Genomic DNA, 20,235 nt, shown 5'->3' on the forward strand with positions numbered 1-20,235 from the left:
GCAGATGGCACAGCCAGGTACCGCGCCTGCGCGCGGGCCCGATGCGCCGCGCGAGGAGGTGAAGCGGGCGCCGACCGCCGATCCGGACGGAAACACTCCGATTGTGCCGGACGCCGCATTCGACGCTGCTCTCCCTTCCTTGTCCGACGATATCAACGCGCCGCTTGAGCCGCTGCCTTCAAGTGAGAGCCCCGGCACGCAGGCGCCCGTCGCTGGTTCGCCCGGCAGCATCCCACCCGCTACCAGCGTCGATCCCGAGCTTGCTCAGCCGCTGCAACCGCTGGCGACCACCAACACCGTGCCGTTGCAAACCGCCGAAGACGTGGCGGAGACCGATCGGCCCGAGATCCGATATGAGCTGGCGGTGCGCGGCCTGGAAGAAATCGGGCTGGAAGATGAGTTCAAATCCTTGTCCGCGCTGGAAGATGGCGACGGCAAGGCCACCAACGCCACGCAAGTGAACGCGCGCGCGAAAGAGGATGAACAACTCGCTGTCCGGCTGATGAAGTCGCTGGGCTATTATGACGGGGTCGCCAGCTCCGTAATCGAGACGGTGGGCACCGAGCCCGGGCGGCTGCGGGCGGTGCTGACGGCAACGCCTGGTCAACTTTACAAGCTGGGCGCGATCAACGTCGTCGCCGATCCTACCGATCCGCCCAATCTGGTGCGCGAACAATTGCCGCTGAGAACCGGCGACCCGATCGAGGCGGCGCGTGTTCAGGGTGCGGAAGCGAACCTTGCACTCGTTCTCCCGCAGCGCGGCTACCCCTTCGTTAAGCTCGGCGACCGGGACATTCTGCTCGATGATCAGACGCTTACGGGCGATTACACACTGCCGGTGGAAACCGGACCTCGCGCGTCCTTTGGTGTTTTGCGGACCGAAGGCGATGCCGTCTTCGATCTCGACCACCTGAGCGTCTTTCCGCGGTTCAAACAGGGTGAGTTGTACGACACGCGCAAGCGTGACGATCTGCGCGAGGCACTGGTAGCGACCGGGCTGTTCGACACGATCGGCGTGGAGCCCGTCCGCACGGGTCAGCCGGGACCCGACGGCACTGAGCAGGTCGACCTGCTGGTACGCCAAACCAAGGGGCCGTGGCGCAGCCTTGCCGGCAGCGGCGGCTATGGAACGGGCGAGGGCATCAAGGTCGAGGGAAGCTGGACGCACCGCAACCTGTTCCCGCCGGAAGGCGCCCTGATCCTCACGGCGATCGGCGGAACGCAGCAGCAGGGTGCCTCGGCGACGTTCCGTCGGCAAAATGCGGGGAAGCGTGATCGCTCCTTCTCTGCCGGTGTATCGGCCAACCATGCAAATTACGACGCCTTTGATGCATTCACGGGCACCGCGTTCGTGCGATGGGCGTATGACTCCACGCCGATCTGGCAGAAGCGCTTCACCTATGCTTATGGCGCGGAACTGACGGGCACAAACGAGCGGGTCTTCGACTTCGCACGAAACGAGGCAGTGCGGCGTACCTATGGCATCGCTGCCCTGCCGGCGCAGGCGGTCTGGGACACGTCGGACGATCTGCTGAACCCGACGCGTGGCTATCGCCTGAAGCTGAACGTCAGCCCCGAGACTTCCGTGCAGGGGTCGGTCCGCCCCTATGCGCGTACGATGATCGAAGGCACCTTCTATTATCCGGTGAACGACAAGCTTGTGATTGCCGGCCGGGCTCGGGCGGGCTCGATCTTTGGCATCGACCGGGACGATCTCGCACCCTCTCGCCGCTATTATGGCGGCGGTGGTGGATCGGTGCGCGGATATGGGTTCCAGCGCCTCGGGCCGTTTGAACCCTTGTCCTCGCTGGTCCCGAACGAGGACGGGGAGATCGACATCGGTGATCTTCGCCCGGTCGGGGGACGCAGCCTGAATGAGTTTGCGATCGAGGCCCGATACCGGTTTGGCAATTTCGGCATCGTTCCGTTCATCGACGCTGGCAATGCTTATGAAAGCACCTTTCCCAAGGGATCGGATCTTCGCTTCGGCGCTGGTATCGGTGGTCGCTTCTACACCAATTTCGGGCCGCTGCGCGTCGACATCGCGACGCCGTTGAACCCGCGTGAGGGCGACGGCCGTGTCGCGCTCTACGTCTCTATCGGGCAAGCGTTCTAATGGCTGAAGAAACCGCCCCCGTTCAGACGGTGATCGTCCGTCCGCCGCTGTGGCAGCGTATCCTCAAATGGCTGGGCATCGCCATTGCGGCGCTGCTGCTGCTGCTGCTGGCGATTGTATTCGGCATCAACACCGATCCCGGTCGCCGCTTCGTCGCGGATCAGCTTGGCGACTATAACACGGCGAGCGGCCTGAACATCAAGGTGGGCCGGATCGACGGCTCCCTATATGGGCGCATGGTGCTAACCGACGTCCGGGTCAGCGACCCCAAGGGCGTGTTCATCTCCTCGCCGCGGCTGGACGTAGACTGGCGGCCGTTCGCGTTTCTGAACAACCATGTCGACGTGAAGAGCTTGCAGAGCGAGCTCATCACCATGTCACGCAACCCGCAACTGATCCCGCAGCCGAGCGACCCAAATGCGCCGCTGCTGCCGGATCTGGACATCGATATCGATCGGCTGCGGGTGTCGCGCTTCGTCATGGAGCCACCGGTCGCGGGCAGCCGTCATATCGGCCGTATCGAAGGTGCCGCGCATATCGCCGACCGGCGCGCCCAGCTCACCGTCAATGCGGCCGCGTTGCGGGGCCCGGGCGTGGCGGGTGGCGATACGCTTCGTCTGCGCCTGGACGCCGTGCCGGAACAGAACAAGCTGGACGTGAACGCTAGGCTAGTGGCGCCCGCCGGCGGTCTGGTGGCGTCCATCGCCGGAACGAAGGCGCCGCTGACCGCGACAGTCAATGGCACGGGCAGCTGGGCCTCGTGGCAGGGCAAGGCACTCGCGACGCTGGGCGGCGGGCAACTCGCCAACCTCGACGTGCGTGCGCGCGACGGCCATATCGAGATGCGCGGTTTCACCCGGCCGGGCCTCTATCTTGAAGGACCCGTGGAGCGCCTGACCGCACCACAGCTTGATGTTGCCGTTGATACCACCCTGCAGGAACGACGTGCCGATACACGCATCAAGCTGAAGTCCGACGCGCTTGCCGTCGACGCGGGCGGCCTGATCGATCTGGCGAACAGCCAGTTCGGCAACTTCGCCGTGGACGCAGAGCTGCTCACGCCAGGTGCCATCGCGCCTAACCTGCGTGGGCGTGACGTGCTTGCGCGCGTGGTGCTGAACGGCGCCTTTGCGACGCCCACGGTGGACTACAAGGTGCGCGCTACCGCGCTGGGCTTTGGCGCCACTACCGTCGAGAACCTTTACGCCGAGGGCCTGGCGCGGGTCGACTCCGATCGGATCCTCGTTCCCGTGAAGGCGCGTGCGCGCCGTATCGCCGGCCTCAATCCGGCACTTGGCGGGCTGACGACGAATGCGCGGATCGACGGCGATATCGCCATCGATATGCCGACGATCCTGTCGGACAATCTGCGCATCCGGTCCGACACCATCGATGCGACTGCGATCATCGCCGCAAACATGGAGACCGGCCGATACACTGGCGCAATCAAGGGACGGGTTAACAACTTCCGCGTCGACGGGGTCGGCATTATCAATCTCGATACCGACGCGGAACTGGTAACCAAGCCCAACGGCGGCTTTGGCATTGTCGGACGCGTCGGCATTCAGACGCGCGAAATTTTCAATGAGGGCGCGCGCACGTTCCTGGGCGGCAACGCCGTGGCGGTTGCGAACATCGGCTATGACACCGACGGGCTGGTGACATTCCGCAACCTGAGAATGACGGCGCCATCGTTCCGGGTGACGCGCGGCAATGGCCGCTATGATCTGAACACTGGTGCCGTGCTGGTCGAGGCAGACGCCTATTCCGCCCAATACGGCCCGCTGTTCGCCCGCGTCACCGGCAGCGCAACAGCGCCCGTCGTCAACCTTCGCGCGCCGCGGCCGGGCCTGGGCGTCGGGCTGGCGAACCTCAATGCGCGCGTGGTTGGACGTGGCGGTGCTTACGCGGTGACGGCGACCGGCGGAACCACGTACGGTCCGTTCAACGCGGACGTGCTCGTGACCCCCGGCGCGCAGCTGGCGGTGGATATCCGCCGTGTCGTCTTTGCCGGCGTGAACTTCGCAGGGCGGGTCGTGCAGACGGCAGCAGGCCCATTTGCCGGACGCGTCCAATTCGCAGGCTCCGGCCTTTCAGGCGCGGCGCGGCTTTCGGCGCAGGGACGATATCAGCGGGCGGACGTGGATGCGCGTGCTTATGCCGCGCAGATCCCCGGCGAGATCGACTTCGTCATCGGGCGAGCGATCGTGAAGGCCAGCATGGTCCTTTACGACAATCCTCAGATCGTGGCGGACGCGCAGGTTGCGGATCTTCGCTACGGCCCGACCGTGATCCAGACGGGTCGCGTCAAGGTGAACTACGCTGGCGGTCGCGGTACGGCGCAAGCAGTGCTGACCGGTTCCAACAGCGTTCCCTTCCGCCTGGCGGCCAACGCCCGCCTGTCGCCGAGCGAGTATCTGATCGCGCTCCAGGGACAGGCGAACAACATCAACTTCCGCACCGGCAACCCGGCCCGGATCACGTCCGATGGCGGCACCTATCGTCTGGCGCCGACCCAGATCGTCTTCGATCAAGGGCGCCTGCGCCTGGCCGGCAGCTACGGCTCGGGCGTTTCCGCTCAGATGCGCCTCGACAGCCTGGACCTGTCGATTGCGAATGCGCTGGTGCCGAACCTCGGACTCGGTGGCAAGGCGACCGGTAGCCTCGATTTCACGCAGAGCAGCCCAAGCGCCTTCCCACAGGCGGATGCTCGCATGACGATCACCGGCTTCACCCGATCCAGCCTCGCGAGTGTATCGTTGCCCGTGGACGTCGCGGTTGCGGGCCGGCTCGTGCAGAATGGCGGCGAGATGCGCGCGCTGATCAAGCGTGGTGGCACCACCGTCGGCCGCGCGCAGGCGTTCCTCCGTCCGGCTGGGACGGGCGGCTCCTGGGCATCGCGGCTGATGGCGGCGCCGCTTAGCGGCGGCATACGGTACAATGGCCCGTCCGGCGTTCTCTTCAGCCTGGCTGGCTTGGCAGAGCAGCAACTGAGCGGGCCGATCGTGGTGGCCGCCGACTTTGGCGGGCGTGTCTCCGCGCCGCAATTGAACGGCGTCATCCGGGCGGACAGCCTGACCTATGACAACGAGACGTACGGAACCCGATTGTCGAACATGGCGATAAGGGCCCGGTTCACGGCCGATCGCCTGCAACTGGACAGCCTGACGGCGAAGGCCGGTGACGGGTCGGTCCGGGCACAAGGTTATGTCAGCCTTGCCGCCGATCAGGGCTATCCCATGCAGATCGACGCGCGACTTGATGATGCGCAGCTTGCGCGTTCCGATGCGATCGGCGCGACGGCGAGCGGCACTGTTTCGGTTACCAATGGCCGTGGCGGTGGATTGATCAAGGCGGACCTTACCATCCCCGAGGCACGCTATGAGATCATCCGCCAGGGTGCCGCCGAAGTGCCGGAGCTTACCGGCGTGCGGCGCAAGAGCGACATCAGGCCGGCACGGATCACCGATCGTCCTGCGCCGGCGTCCCCCCCGGGCCTGTTCCGGCTCGACATGCGCGTTCGGGCCGACAACCGGCTGTTCGTTTCCGGCATGGGGCTGGAGAGCGAATGGGAGGCCGACATGCGGATCGGCGGCACATCCGCCGCCCCGTCGATCACCGGCGGGCTGGATCTGGTTCGTGGCACCTATTCGTTCGCCGGCAAGCGCTTCGAGGTGGAGCGTGGTCGCGTTCGCTTCCGTGGCGGCGAACTGACCGATCCCGACATCGATATCCGCGCCACTACCGAGAATGATGGCGTCACGTTCATCATCAACATCACCGGCACGGGCCAGCGGCCGCAGATCGCCTTCACGTCGAACCCGTCGCTCCCGCAGGACGAGGTGCTGAGCCGTCTGCTCTTCGGCACCAATCCGGAGAACCTGTCGGCCACCGAAGCTATTCAGCTGGCCGCTGCCCTGAACTCGCTGCGTGGCTCGGGCGGCGGACTGAACCCGCTGGGCAAGCTGCGCTCAGCGACGGGCTTCGATCGCCTGCGGATCCTGGGCGAGGATGAGGCGAGCGGGCGCGGGACTGCGCTGGCCGCGGGCAAATACCTGACCGACGACATCTATATCGAGATCGTGACGGACGCCCGCGGGTTTACCGCAACGCAGCTGACGATCGCCCTGACAAAGTCGCTTAGTGTGCTGACGCAGGCGGGCTCGTTCGGCGGGTCGAACGCTCAGCTACGCTACTCGAAGGACTATTGAAGACGGCGGCGGGCGCCCGATCGAACGGGTGCCCGCTGTTCGGCCGACGCCGGCATCTGCGGCGCGGTGGATGCGGGGACAAGCCCGGCACGACGAGAGTGCCTTGCGAAGGCTTCGCGAGGATTGGACGGGCGAGACGGTGATTGGCGCGCGCAACGGCAGTCGCCGTTACGCTTCAACCTGTGCCCAGCACTGACGGACTACCGACTGGATTGAGCCGGCTGGGAATGCGGATGGCCGGAACCTTGAAGTGACACCTGCGGCTGGTGCGCGGGGTCGGGCCCGGCGCACCAGCGTGCTGATCAACGGATCGGCGAGTTCGGGTCGAGCCGCATGTCCAGGTAATTGTCGACCGACGTCATCAGGTCGCCCATCTCATGTTCGAAGAAATGGTTCGCGCGCGGGATCACGTCATGGTGAATCGTGATGTGCTTCTGCGTGCGTAGCTTGTCGACGAGCTTCTGGGTTGCCGGCGGGGTGGCTACCTCATCCTCAGCGCCCTGAATGATGATGCCCGAAGAAGGGCAGGGGGCAAGGAAGGTGAAATCGTAGAGGTTCGCCGGTGGAGCGATCGAGATGAAGCCGCGAATTTCGGGCCGGCGCATCAGCAATTGCATGCCGATCCAGGCACCGAAGCTGAAACCGGCGATCCAGGTGGTGGACGCCTCCGGGTGAAAGCTCTGCACCCAGTCAAGCGCGCTCGCCGCATCGGACAATTCGCCCACGCCATTGTCGAACGTACCCTGGCTCTTGCCCACGCCGCGAAAGTTGAAGCGCAGGGTCGCGAAACCACGGCGCTGGAACGTCTTGTAAAGCGCCTGAACGATGTGGTTGTTCATGGTTCCGCCAGCAGTCGGATGCGGATGAAGGATCATCGCAACCGGTGCGCGCGGCTTCGGAGCGGGGGCAAAACGCCCTTCGAGGCGGCCTTCTGGGCCAGGAAAGATGACTTCGGGCATCGATACTCTGTTAGTTTGGTGCCGCGGATGTGGCGCGTGGAACGAAGCGCTATATAGGGATCGCACCCGAATATGGAACGAGTTTTGCCTCAGCGTCTCTATCTGGATCACGCCGCCACCACAGCCATGACCAGCGCGGCAAGGGCGGGGCTTCTGCGCGGCGTGGAAATGTGGGCGAACCCGTCATCTCCCCATGCCGAAGGCCGCGAGGCACGGGCAGGACTGGAGCAGGCGCGCAAGGAAATTGGCGCAGCTTATGGTTGGACGGGCGAGATCCTGTTGACCAGCGGTGCCAGCGAATCATTGTGGATCGCACTTCGCCGGGGCATCGGCGGGCGCCGCCTGGTCTCTCGCGTGGAGCATGATGCGGCCATGCGCGCGGCCGGGGAGCGAGCGGACTTTATCGACGTCGCGGCGGACGGACGCGTTTGCTTGACCGACTTGCGCAACAAGCTCGCGCTCGGCGCTGCTGGCGATGCGATGACTGCGGCTGAACGCCCGCTGGTCTGCATTCAATGGTGCAACAGCGAGACGGGCGTGCTGCAGCCGATCGCGGACGTTGCGCAGATCGTGCATGAAGCGGGCGGGCTCTTGCTTGTTGATGCGGCGCAGATGCCCGCGTCTCCCGCGCTCGCCGATCTCGCCGACTTTGTAGCATTGTCCGCTCACAAGCGCGGCGGGCCGCCGGGCATTGGTGCGCTGCTGGTACGAAATCTCGCGACTCTTGTGCCGACCGGCGGACAGGAGCGCGGCTATCGCGCGGGGACGGAAAATTTGCCGGCCGCGCTGGGCTATGCCGCAGCGCTGGACGAGCCTGAGCCGGATCACACCACGCTCCGCCAGCGCCTGGATGATGCCATACGCCGCTCTGGCGGGATCGTCGTGGGAGAAGGATCCCCACGGCATCCGGCGATCGGCAGTTATCGACTGCCCGGTGTCAGTGCCAATGCCCAGCTCATTCGCCTGGACCTGGAGGGGATTGCCGTTTCGGCCGGCAGCGCCTGCGCCAGTGGCAGTCTGAAGCCGAGCCATGTGCTGCGCGCCATGGGGTGGACGGAAGAAGACACGCGCGAAGTGATCAGGGTCAGTTTCGGCCGGAATACAACGGAGGCCGACATAGAGCGCTTCATCCAAGCTTGGCGCAAGATGGCGCGCGGCGCCCGAATGCTGGCGGCATGATCTACCTCGATTATCAGGCGACGACGCCGCTCGCGCCGGAGGTGTTCGAGGCCATGGTGCCGTGGCTTCGCGACCAGTTCGCAAATCCGCATTCCGCCAGTCGGCTGGGGCGCGCCGCCAAGGCAGCCATCGAGGTGGCACGCGAGCAGGTCGCGGCTTTGCTGCCGAGCGGCGGGCGCGTGGTATTCACGAGTGGTGCCACCGAGGCGCTTAATTGGGCGGTCAAGGGCAGCGGCGGCTCCATGGTCACCATTGCCAGCGAACATGCCGCGGTTCTCGACACCGCACGAGCCGAAAGCGGACGGGGGCGCGAGATCACGGTTCTGCCGGTTCGTCCCGATGGCCGGATCGACTTGTGGGTGGCGCGCCGGGTGCTGGGGCAGGGGGCCGGATTGCTGGCCGCCATGCTGGTGAACAATGAGATCGGCGTTATCCAGCCGATTCCGGAGCTTGCGCGGATCGCACGGCAGAACGGCGCGCTGGTGCTGTGCGATGCGGTTCAGGGATACGGCCGTATCGCGGTGCCGGACGCGTGCGACATGGTGGCGATCTCCGCGCACAAGATACACGGGCCCAAGGGCGTGGGTGCGCTGTGGATCAGGGACGGGGTCACGCTTGCGCCGCTGCTCGACGGGGGCGATCAGGAACATGGCCGCTCTGGCACCTTGAGCCCCGCGCTGTGCGTTGGTTTCGGCGTTGCCGCCCGGCTGATGATGGAGCGGCGCGACGCGGACCTGGCACATGTCGACCGTTTGTGGGCCATCGCCACCGAACTGCTGGGCGGTTGGACGATCAACGGATCGGAAGAGCATCGCTATCACGGCAATCTCAACGTCCGGCGGCGCGGGCTGGACGTGAACAGGCTGATGAGTGATTGCCGAAACGTCGCCTTTTCAGCAGGTTCGGCGTGCGCGAGCGGCTCGGGCCGGCCTTCCCATGTGCTCAAGGCAATCGGCCTGCTCGATGCGGATGCCCGCTCCTCGATCCGGCTTGGCTTCGGGCGGTACACGAGCGAGGCGGAGCTTCGGGAGGCGTTGGCGACTATCGTCGCAGCCGCCGATGCGCAGCAGGTCGCCGCGTGAAGGTTCGCTTCGAGACGACGGACGGCGCGATCGTCGAAGCGGAGGCTTCGCCGGGTGAGCGATTGCTGGATGTCGGCCAGCGGATCGGCATGCCGCTTGAGGGCACGTGCGAGGGGCAGATGGCCTGTGCTACCTGCCATGTGGTCGTGTCGCCCCGCGACTTTGCGCTGCTGCCACAAGCGGCCGAGGAGGAGGAGGACATGCTCGATCTCGCGCTCAATGCGGCTCGGACCAGCCGGTTGTCATGCCAGATTGTTCTGAAACCGGAGAATAATGGCCTGACCGTTCGCATCCCTTGACGCTTCATGCTTGGGCTTGAACAGGTGGCGTCGCTCGGCCATATGGCGCGCGGGAGTCGGGCGGACGTGGTCGTCGCCAACCTGGTCAGATCCTGACGGAAGCAGCCACAACGATTTCGCCGCGGGTCGTTCCGGCTCCCACCCCGCATCCCCTCATCGATGAGACGAACGAAGCTGCCGCGATATCGTGGCGGACTTTGCCGCCCGATGCTCGCCAGCGATGCGCACTGGCTTCCCCCTTCGACAACCATGGTCGGTGCCCCTAGATAGGGAGCGATGACCGACTCCCTCCTTGGCCTAGACGAACCTGTTCAGCCGAAGCGCGGCGGCGATGCCTATCGCGTGCTTGCGCGCAAATATCGGCCGCAGACGTTCCAGGCTCTGATCGGCCAAGAGGCGATGGTGCGGACGCTGGAAAATGCGATTCGTCGGGACCGGATCGCCCATGCCTTTCTGCTCACCGGGGTGCGCGGCGTCGGCAAGACGTCGACCGCACGGCTGATCGCCAAAGCGCTCAATTGCATCGGACCGGACGGCAGTGGCGGGCCCACGATCGATCCTTGCGGTGTCTGCGAGCCGTGCCGCGCGATTGCCGAAGGGCGCCATATCGACGTGATCGAGATGGACGCGGCGAGCCACACGGGCATCGACGATATCCGTGAGATCATCGAGGCATCACGCTACGCCGCCGTGTCCGCGCGATACAAAGTGTACATTATCGACGAAGTTCACATGCTGTCCAAGGCCGCGTTCAACGGCCTGCTCAAGACGCTGGAAGAGCCGCCGGGCCATGTGAAATTCCTGTTCGCCACGACAGAGGTGAACAAGGTGCCCGTGACGGTCCTTTCGCGCTGCCAACGGTTTGACCTTCGCCGCATTCCGGCGGACAAGCTGGCGGAGCATTTCGCCGCCGTCAGCGGGGCGGAAAGCGTATCCGCCGAGGCGGAGGCGCTGGCGCTGATCGCGCGCGCCGCGGAAGGATCTGCGCGCGACGGCCTGTCGATCCTCGACCAGGCGATTGCCCATGCCGATCTGCAGGGTGGCGGCGTCACTGCCGAAGCCGTTCGTGAGATGCTGGGCCTGTCCGACCGCAGCGCGGTTCGCGATCTCCTGGCGTTGTTGTTGGCGGGCGACGCGCCCGGAGCGCTGACTGCGCTGCGTCGCCAATATGATTTCGGCGTCGACCCGCAAGGCGTGCTGCGTGCCCTGCTCGAGGCGGTGCACGGCGTTACGCTGTCCAAGGTTGGCAGCGCAGAAGATCCGGCGCAGCCTGCCGAGGAGCGTGAAGCCTATCGCGAGTGGGCGGGCAAGCTTTCCTATCCGATGCTCCATCGCCTGTGGCAGCTGCTGTTGAAGGGCCATGACGAGGTAGCGAAGGCCGCGCTGCCGATCGAAACGGCGGAAATGGCGCTGCTGCGTATCGTTCATGCGCGCAGCCTGCCGGACCCGGGCGAGCTCGCACGCTACCTCAGCGAAGGCGGGCCGACGCAGCCAGTGATGGCAGCGCCGCCCGCTGCTGTTCCAGCGCCTGCACCGGCACCAATCGAGAAGCCCGCGCTGCCCACGGCCTTTACCTCGCTGGTGGAGGAACTGGAGCAGCAGGGGCATCATCTGCTTGCCGTGCGCCTGGCCCATGGTGCGCGCGTCGTGAACTATGCGCCGCCGGAGATCGTGTTCAGCGGATCACGCCCGATCGCGGCTGATACGCTGGCCGAAGTCGCCGCGGCCTTGCGGACGATGACGGGAACTGCCTGGAAGCTTTCGCTGCTGGACGCCCCCGGGGAGCCGACCTTGAAGGAGGCGGCAGACGCGGCGGCCGAGGAGGAGCGGCAAAGGGTGCTCGCGTCGCCGCTGGTGAAGGCAGCATTCGAAGCCTTTCCCGAGGCGGAACTGATAGACTGGCCAAAGAAGAGGAATCACGCGTGAAGGATATCAACGAACTTCTCGCCGCAGCCCAGAGCGCGGCGGAGAATGTCCAGAAGCAAATGGACGAGGCACAGGCAACGCTCGACACGATCGAGGTGGAGGGCGTTTCCGGCGGCGGTCTGGTGAAGATCAAGGCGACCGCCAAGGGCCGGATCCTGACGGTCGCGATCGACGATTCGCTGATCGTGCCTGCTGAAAAGCAGATGCTGGAGGATCTGGTTGCCGCAGCGTTCAACGACGCACGCGCAAAGGCAGATGCCGCGTCGTCGCAGGAGATGGCCAAGATGACGAGCGGCCTTCCGCTGCCGCCGGGGTTCAAGCTGCCGTTCTGAACCCACGTGCATAGAGGAACGGGTGGGTTCCACCCGTTCCGCCACGGGAACAACCATGTTGGACGATACGTTTCGGCTCATCGGTAACGATGGAGCGTATCATGACCGACGAACGTGTGACTGAAACGTCGACGCCAAATACCACGATTATCGAGCGGCGTAGCGGTGGCGGCAGTGGTGTCTTGATCGGACTGGCCGTTCTACTTGCGGTTATCGTGGCAGCGTTCTTCCTGTTCAATCAGTCGAAGAATGAGGGCCTGGAGACAAAGGCGATCACCTCTGCCGCCCAAAGCGTCGGCGAGACCGCCGACAAGGCCGGCGCGGCGATCGACCACGCCACCAAGTAAGCGAGGCGCGGCGAGCAGGTCAGCGCAAGCAGTCGTCCAGACCCTCGCGACGGACCACGCCCACATGCCGGGCGATGGCATTGCCATGGCGCCGCACGAAGCCACTCGGATCCACGGCCTCCCGCTTCTTCGGTAGCGGGAGGACCGCGGCGATGCGGGCTGCCTCCGTTGGCGTGAGCTTTTGTGCCGAGTGGTTGAAGTAGCGGATCGCACCTGCCTCTGCGCCATAGGTGCCGATCCCCGTTTCAGCGACGTTGAGGTAAACCTCCATGATGCGGCGCTTTCCCCAGATCGCCTCGATCAGGACGGTAAACCATGCCTCGACGGCTTTGCGGAGATAGCCGCCGCCTTGAAACAGAAAGACGTTCTTGGCCGTTTGCTGGCTGATCGTAGATCCGCCGCGGATCTTTCCACCCTGAGCATTGCGGTAGGCGGCGCCGGCGATGGCGCTGAAGTCGAAGCCGTGATGGCTGCAGAACTTGGCATCTTCCCCCGCGATTGCCGCTCGCGCCATGTCCGGATCGATCCGGTCGAGCGGGCGCCATTCCTTGGTGATGGAGCGGCCGGACAGGAGATCGCCGATCATCGTGAAAGTGATCGGTGGTGGGACGAAGCGGAACAGCAGCACGAGCGCCAGGGAAACAGCCACGAACCAGAGTGCGATCTTGAGAAACAGGCGAAGGAAACGGGTGACCATCTGCCGTTGCTAGCCTTGAAGGATCAACCAAATCAACGATGGCGGAGCGCTCGCGCGCGACGATCAAAAAAGTGTTTGGCGGCGATCCGACCGATATTCTGCACCAACGGCTCAGCGATGTGGCGCTGCGACCGATGCGCGGAGCCTAGCCCGGCACCATTGCGCGTTCTACGATACTGTTCGTGACGCCGAGCGCGCGTTCTACAACAATATCAAGCCAGACGAGGCCGACCGGAAGGTGTGATGATCAGGCGACCCTGCTGGCGACGCGCTCGAACACCGCGGCATAGCGCTCCGCCACCTCGATCGCCGTCAACGGCGTCGGCAGTGCGGCTTGAAGGTGCGTGTAGAGATTTTCGTCCGAGGCTTGCATGATCCGGTCTGCGAGATCTGCGGGATCGTTGCGAGCGAAGTGCAGGCCGGTCTGGCCGTGGATGACCTTTTCGGCCATGCCGCCGATCCCGGTGCAGATGACGGGACGGCGCGCGGCGAAAGCCTCTTGGATCACGACGGGAGAGTTCTCCCACCAAGTGCTGGGCATCACAACATAGTCGCAGGCAGCCATCAACTGCGCCACGCTGCCGTTGTTGTAGGGGCCAAGATAGGTGAGGAAGGGATATGCCTCCACTGCCGCGTTGAACCGGTCGATAAAGGCGGAGGACTGGCCGACGAATTGGCCGTGAACGGCGATCCGCACGCTTGCTGCACGCGCCGGATCCTGCGCCAGGATTGCGCAGGCATCGAGAAGCACGCCGAGCCCCTTGAACGGATTGATCTGGCCGAAATAGCCAAATTTCCAGGTACGATGCGGCTGTCGCGGTTGCTCTGGTACTGGTGCGGAGAGCACGCCGTTCTCGATGACGGTGATCCGATCATGCGGCACGCACTGTTCGACCATTTTCTCGGCGAGAAAGTGGCTTGGCGAAACGAATGCCGACACGTGGTCGAACGCTGCCTCGACATGCTGCTGCCGGACGGCAAATTGCTGGCGGCTGTGCTCCGGATAGCATTTGTGACACGAAGAAGGGGAGGGCCCCTGGCAAAGCATCTGCCCTTGTCGCGTTACGAGTTGCCCGTGATTGTGACAGATCGCCAAATATTCATGTAACGTGACCACCACATCGATGCCCGCCGCGGCGATATCGGCAAATGCGCCAACGCCGATGTGCAGAAAGTGGTGGGCATTGAACAACGTGACCTTCTGCTCCTGCAGCAGGCGCAGAAGTGATCGGCGAACGTCGCCCGAGGCGATGTGATAAAAGTGATCGTAGAGCCAGCCGCGCACCGGCAGCGCAAATTCGTCTGGGCCCAGGCTGATTTGATCCAGAAGGTCCTCATCGCAGGCGGCGACAAGGATCGCATCCCAGCCAAGATCGCGCAGTCCGCGAAACAGATTGTAGGCCGAAATCTCCGCGCCGCCCGATGTGATGGACGGGTGCGTATGGCTGAAAATCGCAATCCGCCCGCCATCGGGGAGCATGCGCGCCTCGCTTCTATCCATGAGCACGGCGGGCAGCCTCATTGATCTTGAGCGTGAAGGGTGAGCCGAGCGGGGGCTGGAGCCACTCGGCGGCGTGGCTCACTGCGGGCAACTCGATCGACTGCGTTGGTAGACGAACCCCACCGATCTGGGGAGGAGCCAGCGAGTAGATGCGGCGCCATTCCGATATGTCTGCTACGAAGGCGTGGAGTTCCCCGCCCGGCCCAGTACCTCCGCCCATGGCGTCGTCGGTGGCGAGCAGAACCATGGCATTCGTCACGCGACCGAGTTCGTGCCAACCGCGCGCAGTCAGGGACAGGTTCCCATCGACCCAGGCAAAGCGGGTGCACGAAAGCTTGGCTGCCACTTCATCAATAACGTCGGAGGTCGGCTCCGCGTCACTCATGAAAAACAGGCTGCACGGGTGGGAGGCGGTGCGCTGCAATTCCGCGAACAGCGTCAACACCAATCCGCGATTCTCATCCGCACTGGCGATGATGGCCAGGCCCCAATCGACCGGCAGCGATGCAGCATGCCGGGCGGCCCGATCAAACAGCAGAAAGATGTCCGACCTTTGCCGTGGCGCGGCGAGCAGCACGGCCGATGCGACCGGATTGATGTCATAGCCCTGCACCCGACTTGACTGGAAACGCGCCTGTGCTGCGGCTTGATAGGCGAAATCGGCAAAGAAGCGCTCCGCTTCGAGTGCCGGATAGAAGCGTCGAATGGAGTCGAGAGGCACCGTCAGCCCGAGCACCCGGACCATCGCCGGCGGTACGGAGACAATGGTGCTGGATCCGTCATCCCATCCAATCTTCAGCGTCAGTCGCTCCACTGCGTCGCGATGGAGATCGCCTCGAAACAGCGTGACAAAGGCGGCGCTTTCCAGAGCCTGCGCCACATTCGGAAAGGTTTGGGAGATGTCGCTCCTGGCGAAGCGAAACTGACTCAACTGATCGGCCGCGATGACGTGATTGCCTGCCTTTAGGACGAAACTCTCCGCCCGCTTGCAGGGGCTGAGCGCCCATCCATTCACAAAAGCGCCAAAGCCGGGAAGGAATGCGACTTCGTCGATCTGCACTCGTTCTAAGGTGTCGTCACCTGACGGGCGGAGCCGGTTTGCCTGAAACAGCGCCCGCATGGCGGCACGATGCGGGCCAGATGAACGTTCCAGAATGTCTCGAACAATGGGGAGAACGGCCTCTGCGGATGTCACCGGCCAGGGGCGAACCGGCTCCAGAAACCGTCCGCTTCCGTCCGCAAACACAAGCTGCGGCGGCAGATCTGAACCCGCCTGCCAATCGGCCCGGAGCACGGCCACGAACGCCTTTGCGTCAGGCCCGAGATCAGCCCGCGGCGCAAAGCTTACCGCGACGCCTGCGGCGTGCCTCGCCGTGTCAAGCACGAAGACCGGACGGTCCACCACAGCGTCCTCGATCATCCATCCGACCAGCCAGATCAGACCGGACCAATCCGCCCAGACGCCCTCCAGATAGCCGACCTGGCTCGACGGCTGCGCATCCTGCGGCTGTTGCAGCAAGCCCCGCGCCTGTGACACGTGCTGTTCCAGGCGGACAAGTAATGGCTGGGCAATCCCGTCACTTGTTGGAGCAGTCGACAAGCTCATTCCGGATTTCCATAGGAATGTGGGCACGAGCGGATCCGGTCTTCGATCATCCGGTCATCCGATCCGGTCGCCGCGGCTGCGTCGATCCGCTATCGGGACTGACTACCTGAACTGGACCTTGGACCCCGCTGTGCGCGGCGTTGAAGGAGATCGCCGGACCGGTGCGCAGCCCCGTGGGTGGCAGTGACGCTCGGCGCTTGCCGCGAACAGTCCCTTGGACGGGAGAGCGTGACGGCGCGTTCTGTCGGAGACGGGCGACAGGGAAGTGAGACGGCCTTTTGGCAATCGACATCCCGGCCGGTTCGGCGGTCATGCCACCGTCTCCCTTGCACAAGGCGGCAAACAGGAAGGCGGCGACATATTTGTCAAGTGCTGCACACCATAACTGATTGCGAAGACGCCGGCACCTAACGAGCCATCCTGGCTCTCGCTAGCTCTATTCGCGCCCGCGTTCCAGCCGCATCGCGCGCGAATGGCGTGTGTGCCAAGCTATCACTTGTCGCTTTCGCTGCGGGAATGAATTGGTCGGGGAAAGAGGATTCGAACCTCCGGCCCCTGCGTCCCGAACACAGTGCTCTACCAGGCTGAGCTATTCCCCGACCAGATGCCAACCGGTTGTAGCCAGCGGCAGGCGGCGGCTTATATCAGCGAATTCAGGCGCAGCAAGAGGCTTGTGGCAAGAAATGACATCTTCGCGGTAGTCGGCCTGTCGGCCATTAACTTCAGTGTTGAAACAGAGACTTAGAGCATTCGCAATCTTCTGCACTGGTTCAATTCACTCGTCGCGAGACGCTTTGATGAACTGAAAGCCCGCTGCGGGAAGCGGAATCGGCGTGCGGTGCCGATCCCGCCCATTGTGTCACCAGATCCGCGCCCTCACTGCGCGCGTGGTGCGGCAGCGGCCGCATTGTCCGGCAGACCGCCGAGTTGCGACACCAGCTTCGTATAAGCGTCGAGATAGCTCAGCACGATGATCTGGCCGATCGCCGTGTCCTGGTAGCCGCCGCCAGCGGCCCCGCCGAATGTACCGCCGGAAAATACGCCTCCGCCCCCACCGAAGCTGATGTCCGACTTGCGGGCATAGCCCTCCGTCATCGCCTCCTCCTCGGTGGTGCGGGCATTCACCAGACTGAGCGTGGTCTTGGCTTCACCCTTCTTCACGTTGATGCCACCCGCGATGGCGCCGATGGCGCTCCCCGCGCCGCCGAACAGGCCGCCCACGCCCCCGAGTACCCCGCCCAGGCCGCCGCCGCCCGAGTTGCGGTTTGCGGTGACGATGTCGGGCTGCAGAAAGTAATCGGCGGCGCGTACCTGGCCTTTGCCCAGGTTCGAATTGGCCTGGAGCTCTCCCGAGTCGGCCATCGCGCGTTCCATGTTACGACTGGCCATCGCGCGGCCACGGTTTACCATGGTGAAGCAGCCGGATTTCTGCACGAAGATCTTGATGATGGCCTCTGGGCTGCCAAGGTTCAGCTCACGCCACCATTGGTTGTCGGGCTCCACGATTGCCAGCGAACCCAATCGCTTGGTGCACACGGGGATCTGCGCCTCACCCTTCTGTTGCGCCTGATGAGCGGACGAACCCTTGTTCTGCGCTGTAGCAGGAAATCCGGCGAGCAGTGCGGCTGCTGCGGCAATAAAGATGGGCGTGCGCATCCTGTAATTCCCCCTAATTTGCTTTCCGCGATTGTTCCTGATCTGCGGTTTGCATGACAATTTCGTGTGAAGCGATCTTATCACTGCACGACATCACTCGCCAGCGTGGACCGATCATGCGAGCTGTTGAACGAGCGGCGCTGCGCTGAAATCCGTCGACAGCGTCGGCGCGAGGCAAAGGGCGCTGGCGGTGACGGCGGCGACGAGTGAGAAGAGGGTGCGGGTCATGGGTTTGCTCCTGATCTGATGACGCGCATCTAGCGGCGGCGGTGCGGCGCGGCGTGCGCCACGCGACGGGTGTGCTTTGTGCGCGACGAAGCTGCGGCAGCGCACGACGAAGGTGGCGCTTTGGCATTGCCGCGCATGGTGCTAACGCGCGCGGCATCACTCAAGCTGGCAGAATTTCGTGGCGACTGAGCTTTCCAAGATCCGTAACTTCTCGATCATCGCGCATATCGACCATGGCAAGTCGACCCTGGCGGACCGGCTGATCCAGCGCACCGGGGGCCTCTCCGAGCGCGAGATGAGCGCGCAAGTGCTTGATAACATGGAGATCGAAAAGGAGCGGGGGATCACCATCAAGGCGCAGACGGTGCGCCTGGAATGGAAAGGCCATGTCCTGAACCTGATGGACACGCCCGGCCACGTCGACTTCGCCTACGAAGTCAGCCGCAGCCTCGCCGCGTGCGAGGGCGCGCTGCTCGTCGTGGACGCGGCGCAGGGCGTGGAGGCGCAGACGCTCGCCAACGTCTACCAGTCGATCGAGCATGATCATGAGATCGTGCCCGTCATCAACAAGATCGACCTGCCCGCGGCCGAACCCGAAAAGGTGAAGGCCGAGATCGAGGAAGTGATCGGCCTGGACGCGAGCGGCGCGGTGCTGGCCAGCGCCAAATCCGGCATCGGCATCGAGGAAATCCTGGACGCGGTGGTCGAGCGCATCCCGGCACCCAAGGGCGACGCCAACGCGCCGCTGAAGGCGATGCTGGTCGACAGCTGGTACGACCCGTATCTCGGCGTCGTCATCCTGGTGCGCGTGATCGACGGCACGCTGAAGAAGGGCCAGCAGGTCACCTTCATGCAGGCCGGCACGCAGCATCTGGTGGACCGCGTCGGCTGCTTCCGCCCCAAGATCGAGCAGCTGACCGACCTTGGCCCCGGCGAGATCGGCTTCATCACCGCACAGATCAAGGACGTGGCGCAGGCGCGCGTCGGCGACACGCTGACCGATGCCAAGAGGCCCGCGGCCGAGCCGCTGCCGGGCTTCAAGGAAGTGCAGCCGGTGGTGTTCTGCGGCCTCTTCCCGGTCGACGCCAACGATTTCGAGAAGCTGCGCGAATCGATCAGCAAGCTGCGCCTGAACGACGCCAGCTTCTCCTTCGAGATGGAGACCAGCGCCGCACTCGGCTTCGGCTTCCGCTGCGGCTTCCTGGGGCTGCTCCACCTGGAGATCATCCAGGAGCGGCTGACGCGCGAATATGACCTGGACCTCATCACCACCGCGCCGAGCGTGGTGTATGAGATCGAGCTGACGCACGAGGGCGGGCAGATCGAGCTGCACAACCCGGCCGACATGCCCGATCCCAACAAGATCGAGATGATCGCCGAGCCGTGGATCGAGGCGACGATCTACGTCCCCGACGAATATCTCGGCTCCATCCTGAAGCTGTGCCAGGACCGCCGCGGCATCCAGAAGAACCTGACATACGTCGGCGGGCGCGCGCAGGTGACCTATGAACTGCCGCTCAACGAAGTGGTGTTCGACTTCTACGACCGGCTGAAGAGCATCAGCCGCGGCTACGCCAGCTTCGACTATCACCAGATCGGCTATCGCGAGGGCGACCTCGTCAAGATGAGCATCCTGGTGAACAACGAGCCGGTCGACGCGCTGAGCATGATCGTCCACCGCGGATCGGCGGAAACGCGCGGGCGCGGCATGTGCGAGCGGCTGAAGGACCTGATCCCGCGGCACATGTTCAAGATCCCGATCCAGGCGGCGATCGGCGGCAAGGTGATCGCGCGCGAGACGATCGCGGCGCTGCGCAAGGACGTGACCGCGAAATGCTATGGCGGCGACGCGACGCGCAAGCGCAAGCTGCTGGAGAAGCAGAAGGAAGGCAAGAAGCGCATGCGGGAATATGGCTCGGTGAGCATCCCGCAGGAGGCATTTATCGCGGCGTTGCGGATGGGCGACGACGCCTGAGGCTAGGGAGGTGATTGCGCCAGCAATCGCCGAGCTAGGCGAGGATCAGCGCAAGCCCGGCCGACGACCGCCCGGGCTCACCGGGCGTGTCGATCGACGACGCGGCTTTGCCGCGGCGGGG

At 64.3% G+C, this 20,235-nt stretch carries 14 protein-coding genes, 1 tRNA gene and 1 other RNA gene; 10 read left to right on the top strand and 6 right to left on the bottom strand.

Annotation, left to right across the window (positions count from 1 at the left end):
* The first annotated feature begins 4 nt into the window (after positions 1-4).
* Together AX702_RS09915 and AX702_RS09920 are read left to right on the top strand one after the other, a co-directional pair.
* The gene (locus AX702_RS09915; protein ID WP_082746188.1) at positions 5-2,116 is read left to right on the top strand and encodes a BamA/TamA family outer membrane protein; all 2,112 of its coding nucleotides are present in this window, start codon (positions 5-7) and stop codon (positions 2,114-2,116) included.
* Complete coding sequence (locus AX702_RS09920; protein WP_066778916.1) at positions 2,116-6,327, top strand: translocation/assembly module TamB domain-containing protein; 4,212 nt, start codon at positions 2,116-2,118, stop codon at positions 6,325-6,327. Before AX702_RS09915 ends, AX702_RS09920 begins: the two co-directional genes overlap by 1 nt.
* A 302-nt stretch (positions 6,328-6,629) precedes the next feature.
* Here AX702_RS09920 and AX702_RS09925 read toward each other — a convergent pair whose 3' ends face one another.
* A complete protein-coding gene (locus AX702_RS09925) occupies positions 6,630-7,286 on the bottom strand; it encodes an alpha/beta hydrolase (RefSeq protein ID WP_066778918.1) in 657 nt (218 codons plus the stop codon).
* A gap of 72 nt (positions 7,287-7,358) precedes the next feature.
* Here AX702_RS09925 and AX702_RS09930 point away from each other — a divergent pair, with 72 nt between their 5' ends.
* From AX702_RS09930 to AX702_RS09960, 7 genes are all read left to right on the top strand, one after another.
* Entirely contained in the window at positions 7,359-8,465 is a 1,107-nt protein-coding gene (locus AX702_RS09930; RefSeq protein ID WP_066778920.1) for a cysteine desulfurase family protein, read from the top strand.
* Complete coding sequence (locus AX702_RS09935; protein ID WP_066778950.1) at positions 8,462-9,547, top strand: cysteine desulfurase family protein; 1,086 nt, start codon at positions 8,462-8,464, stop codon at positions 9,545-9,547. The genes AX702_RS09930 and AX702_RS09935 overlap by 4 nt, the downstream gene beginning before the upstream one ends.
* A complete protein-coding gene (locus AX702_RS09940) occupies positions 9,544-9,846 on the top strand; it encodes a 2Fe-2S iron-sulfur cluster-binding protein (protein ID WP_066778922.1) in 303 nt (100 codons plus the stop codon). The genes AX702_RS09935 and AX702_RS09940 overlap by 4 nt, the downstream gene beginning before the upstream one ends.
* Positions 9,847-9,894: 48 nt before the next feature.
* Positions 9,895-9,992: signal recognition particle sRNA small type (gene ffs / locus AX702_RS09945), an RNA gene on the top strand.
* A gap of 130 nt (positions 9,993-10,122) precedes the next feature.
* Positions 10,123-11,772, top strand: a complete 1,650-nt coding sequence (locus AX702_RS09950) for a DNA polymerase III subunit gamma/tau (RefSeq protein WP_066778924.1) — start codon at positions 10,123-10,125, stop codon at positions 11,770-11,772.
* The gene (locus tag AX702_RS09955) at positions 11,769-12,104 is read left to right on the top strand and encodes a YbaB/EbfC family nucleoid-associated protein (protein WP_066778926.1); all 336 of its coding nucleotides are present in this window, start codon (positions 11,769-11,771) and stop codon (positions 12,102-12,104) included. Before AX702_RS09950 ends, AX702_RS09955 begins: the two co-directional genes overlap by 4 nt.
* Positions 12,105-12,205: 101 nt before the next feature.
* Positions 12,206-12,451 carry a hypothetical protein gene (locus AX702_RS09960; protein ID WP_066778951.1) on the top strand — a complete coding sequence of 82 codons (246 nt, stop codon included), beginning with the start codon at positions 12,206-12,208 and terminating at the stop codon, positions 12,449-12,451.
* A gap of 19 nt (positions 12,452-12,470) precedes the next feature.
* Here AX702_RS09960 and mtgA read toward each other — a convergent pair whose 3' ends face one another.
* The 5 genes from mtgA to AX702_RS09985 all read right to left on the bottom strand — a co-directional run bounded on the left by mtgA (position 12,471) and on the right by AX702_RS09985 (position 17,911).
* The gene (mtgA, locus tag AX702_RS09965; protein WP_066778928.1) at positions 12,471-13,148 is read right to left on the bottom strand and encodes a monofunctional biosynthetic peptidoglycan transglycosylase; all 678 of its coding nucleotides are present in this window, start codon (positions 13,146-13,148) and stop codon (positions 12,471-12,473) included.
* A gap of 247 nt (positions 13,149-13,395) precedes the next feature.
* Entirely contained in the window at positions 13,396-14,670 is a 1,275-nt protein-coding gene (locus AX702_RS09970) for a glycosyltransferase (protein ID WP_066778930.1), read from the bottom strand.
* Complete coding sequence (locus AX702_RS09975; RefSeq protein WP_066778932.1) at positions 14,642-16,186, bottom strand: hypothetical protein; 1,545 nt, start codon at positions 16,184-16,186, stop codon at positions 14,642-14,644. Before AX702_RS09975 ends, AX702_RS09970 begins: the two co-directional genes overlap by 29 nt.
* Before the next feature lie 591 nt (positions 16,187-16,777).
* Positions 16,778-16,854, bottom strand: a tRNA-Pro gene (locus AX702_RS09980).
* A gap of 277 nt (positions 16,855-17,131) precedes the next feature.
* Positions 17,132-17,911: a CsgG/HfaB family protein gene (locus tag AX702_RS09985; protein ID WP_066778935.1), complete on the bottom strand. Its 780-nt coding sequence runs from the start codon at positions 17,909-17,911 to the stop codon at positions 17,132-17,134.
* Between the two features lie 406 nt (positions 17,912-18,317).
* On the opposite strand from AX702_RS09985, the gene lepA reads away from it, so the two are divergent.
* The gene (lepA, locus tag AX702_RS09990; RefSeq protein ID WP_066778938.1) at positions 18,318-20,114 is read left to right on the top strand and encodes a translation elongation factor 4; all 1,797 of its coding nucleotides are present in this window, start codon (positions 18,318-18,320) and stop codon (positions 20,112-20,114) included.
* Positions 20,115-20,235: the final 121 nt, after the last annotated feature.

Source organism: Sphingomonas sp. CCH5-D11, from assembly GCF_001557395.1.
GTDB lineage: Bacteria > Pseudomonadota > Alphaproteobacteria > Sphingomonadales > Sphingomonadaceae > Sphingomonas.

Bases quoted from the DNA above. Each gene is read 5' to 3' on its own strand.
- AX702_RS09915 (WP_082746188.1), top strand. From the start codon at position 5: ATGGCACAGCCAGGTACCGCGCCTGCGCGCGGGCCCGATGCGCCGCGC.
- AX702_RS09920 (WP_066778916.1), top strand. From the start codon at position 2,116: ATGGCTGAAGAAACCGCCCCCGTTCAGACGGTGATCGTCCGTCCGCCG.
- AX702_RS09925 (WP_066778918.1), bottom strand. From the start codon at position 7,286: ATGCCCGAAGTCATCTTTCCTGGCCCAGAAGGCCGCCTCGAAGGGCGT.
- AX702_RS09930 (WP_066778920.1), top strand. From the start codon at position 7,359: ATGGAACGAGTTTTGCCTCAGCGTCTCTATCTGGATCACGCCGCCACC.
- AX702_RS09935 (WP_066778950.1), top strand. From the start codon at position 8,462: ATGATCTACCTCGATTATCAGGCGACGACGCCGCTCGCGCCGGAGGTG.
- AX702_RS09950 (WP_066778924.1), top strand. From the start codon at position 10,123: ATGACCGACTCCCTCCTTGGCCTAGACGAACCTGTTCAGCCGAAGCGC.
- AX702_RS09960 (WP_066778951.1), top strand. From the start codon at position 12,206: ATGACCGACGAACGTGTGACTGAAACGTCGACGCCAAATACCACGATT.
- mtgA (WP_066778928.1), bottom strand. From the start codon at position 13,148: ATGGTCACCCGTTTCCTTCGCCTGTTTCTCAAGATCGCACTCTGGTTC.
- AX702_RS09970 (WP_066778930.1), bottom strand. From the start codon at position 14,670: ATGAGGCTGCCCGCCGTGCTCATGGATAGAAGCGAGGCGCGCATGCTC.
- AX702_RS09985 (WP_066778935.1), bottom strand. From the start codon at position 17,911: ATGCGCACGCCCATCTTTATTGCCGCAGCAGCCGCACTGCTCGCCGGA.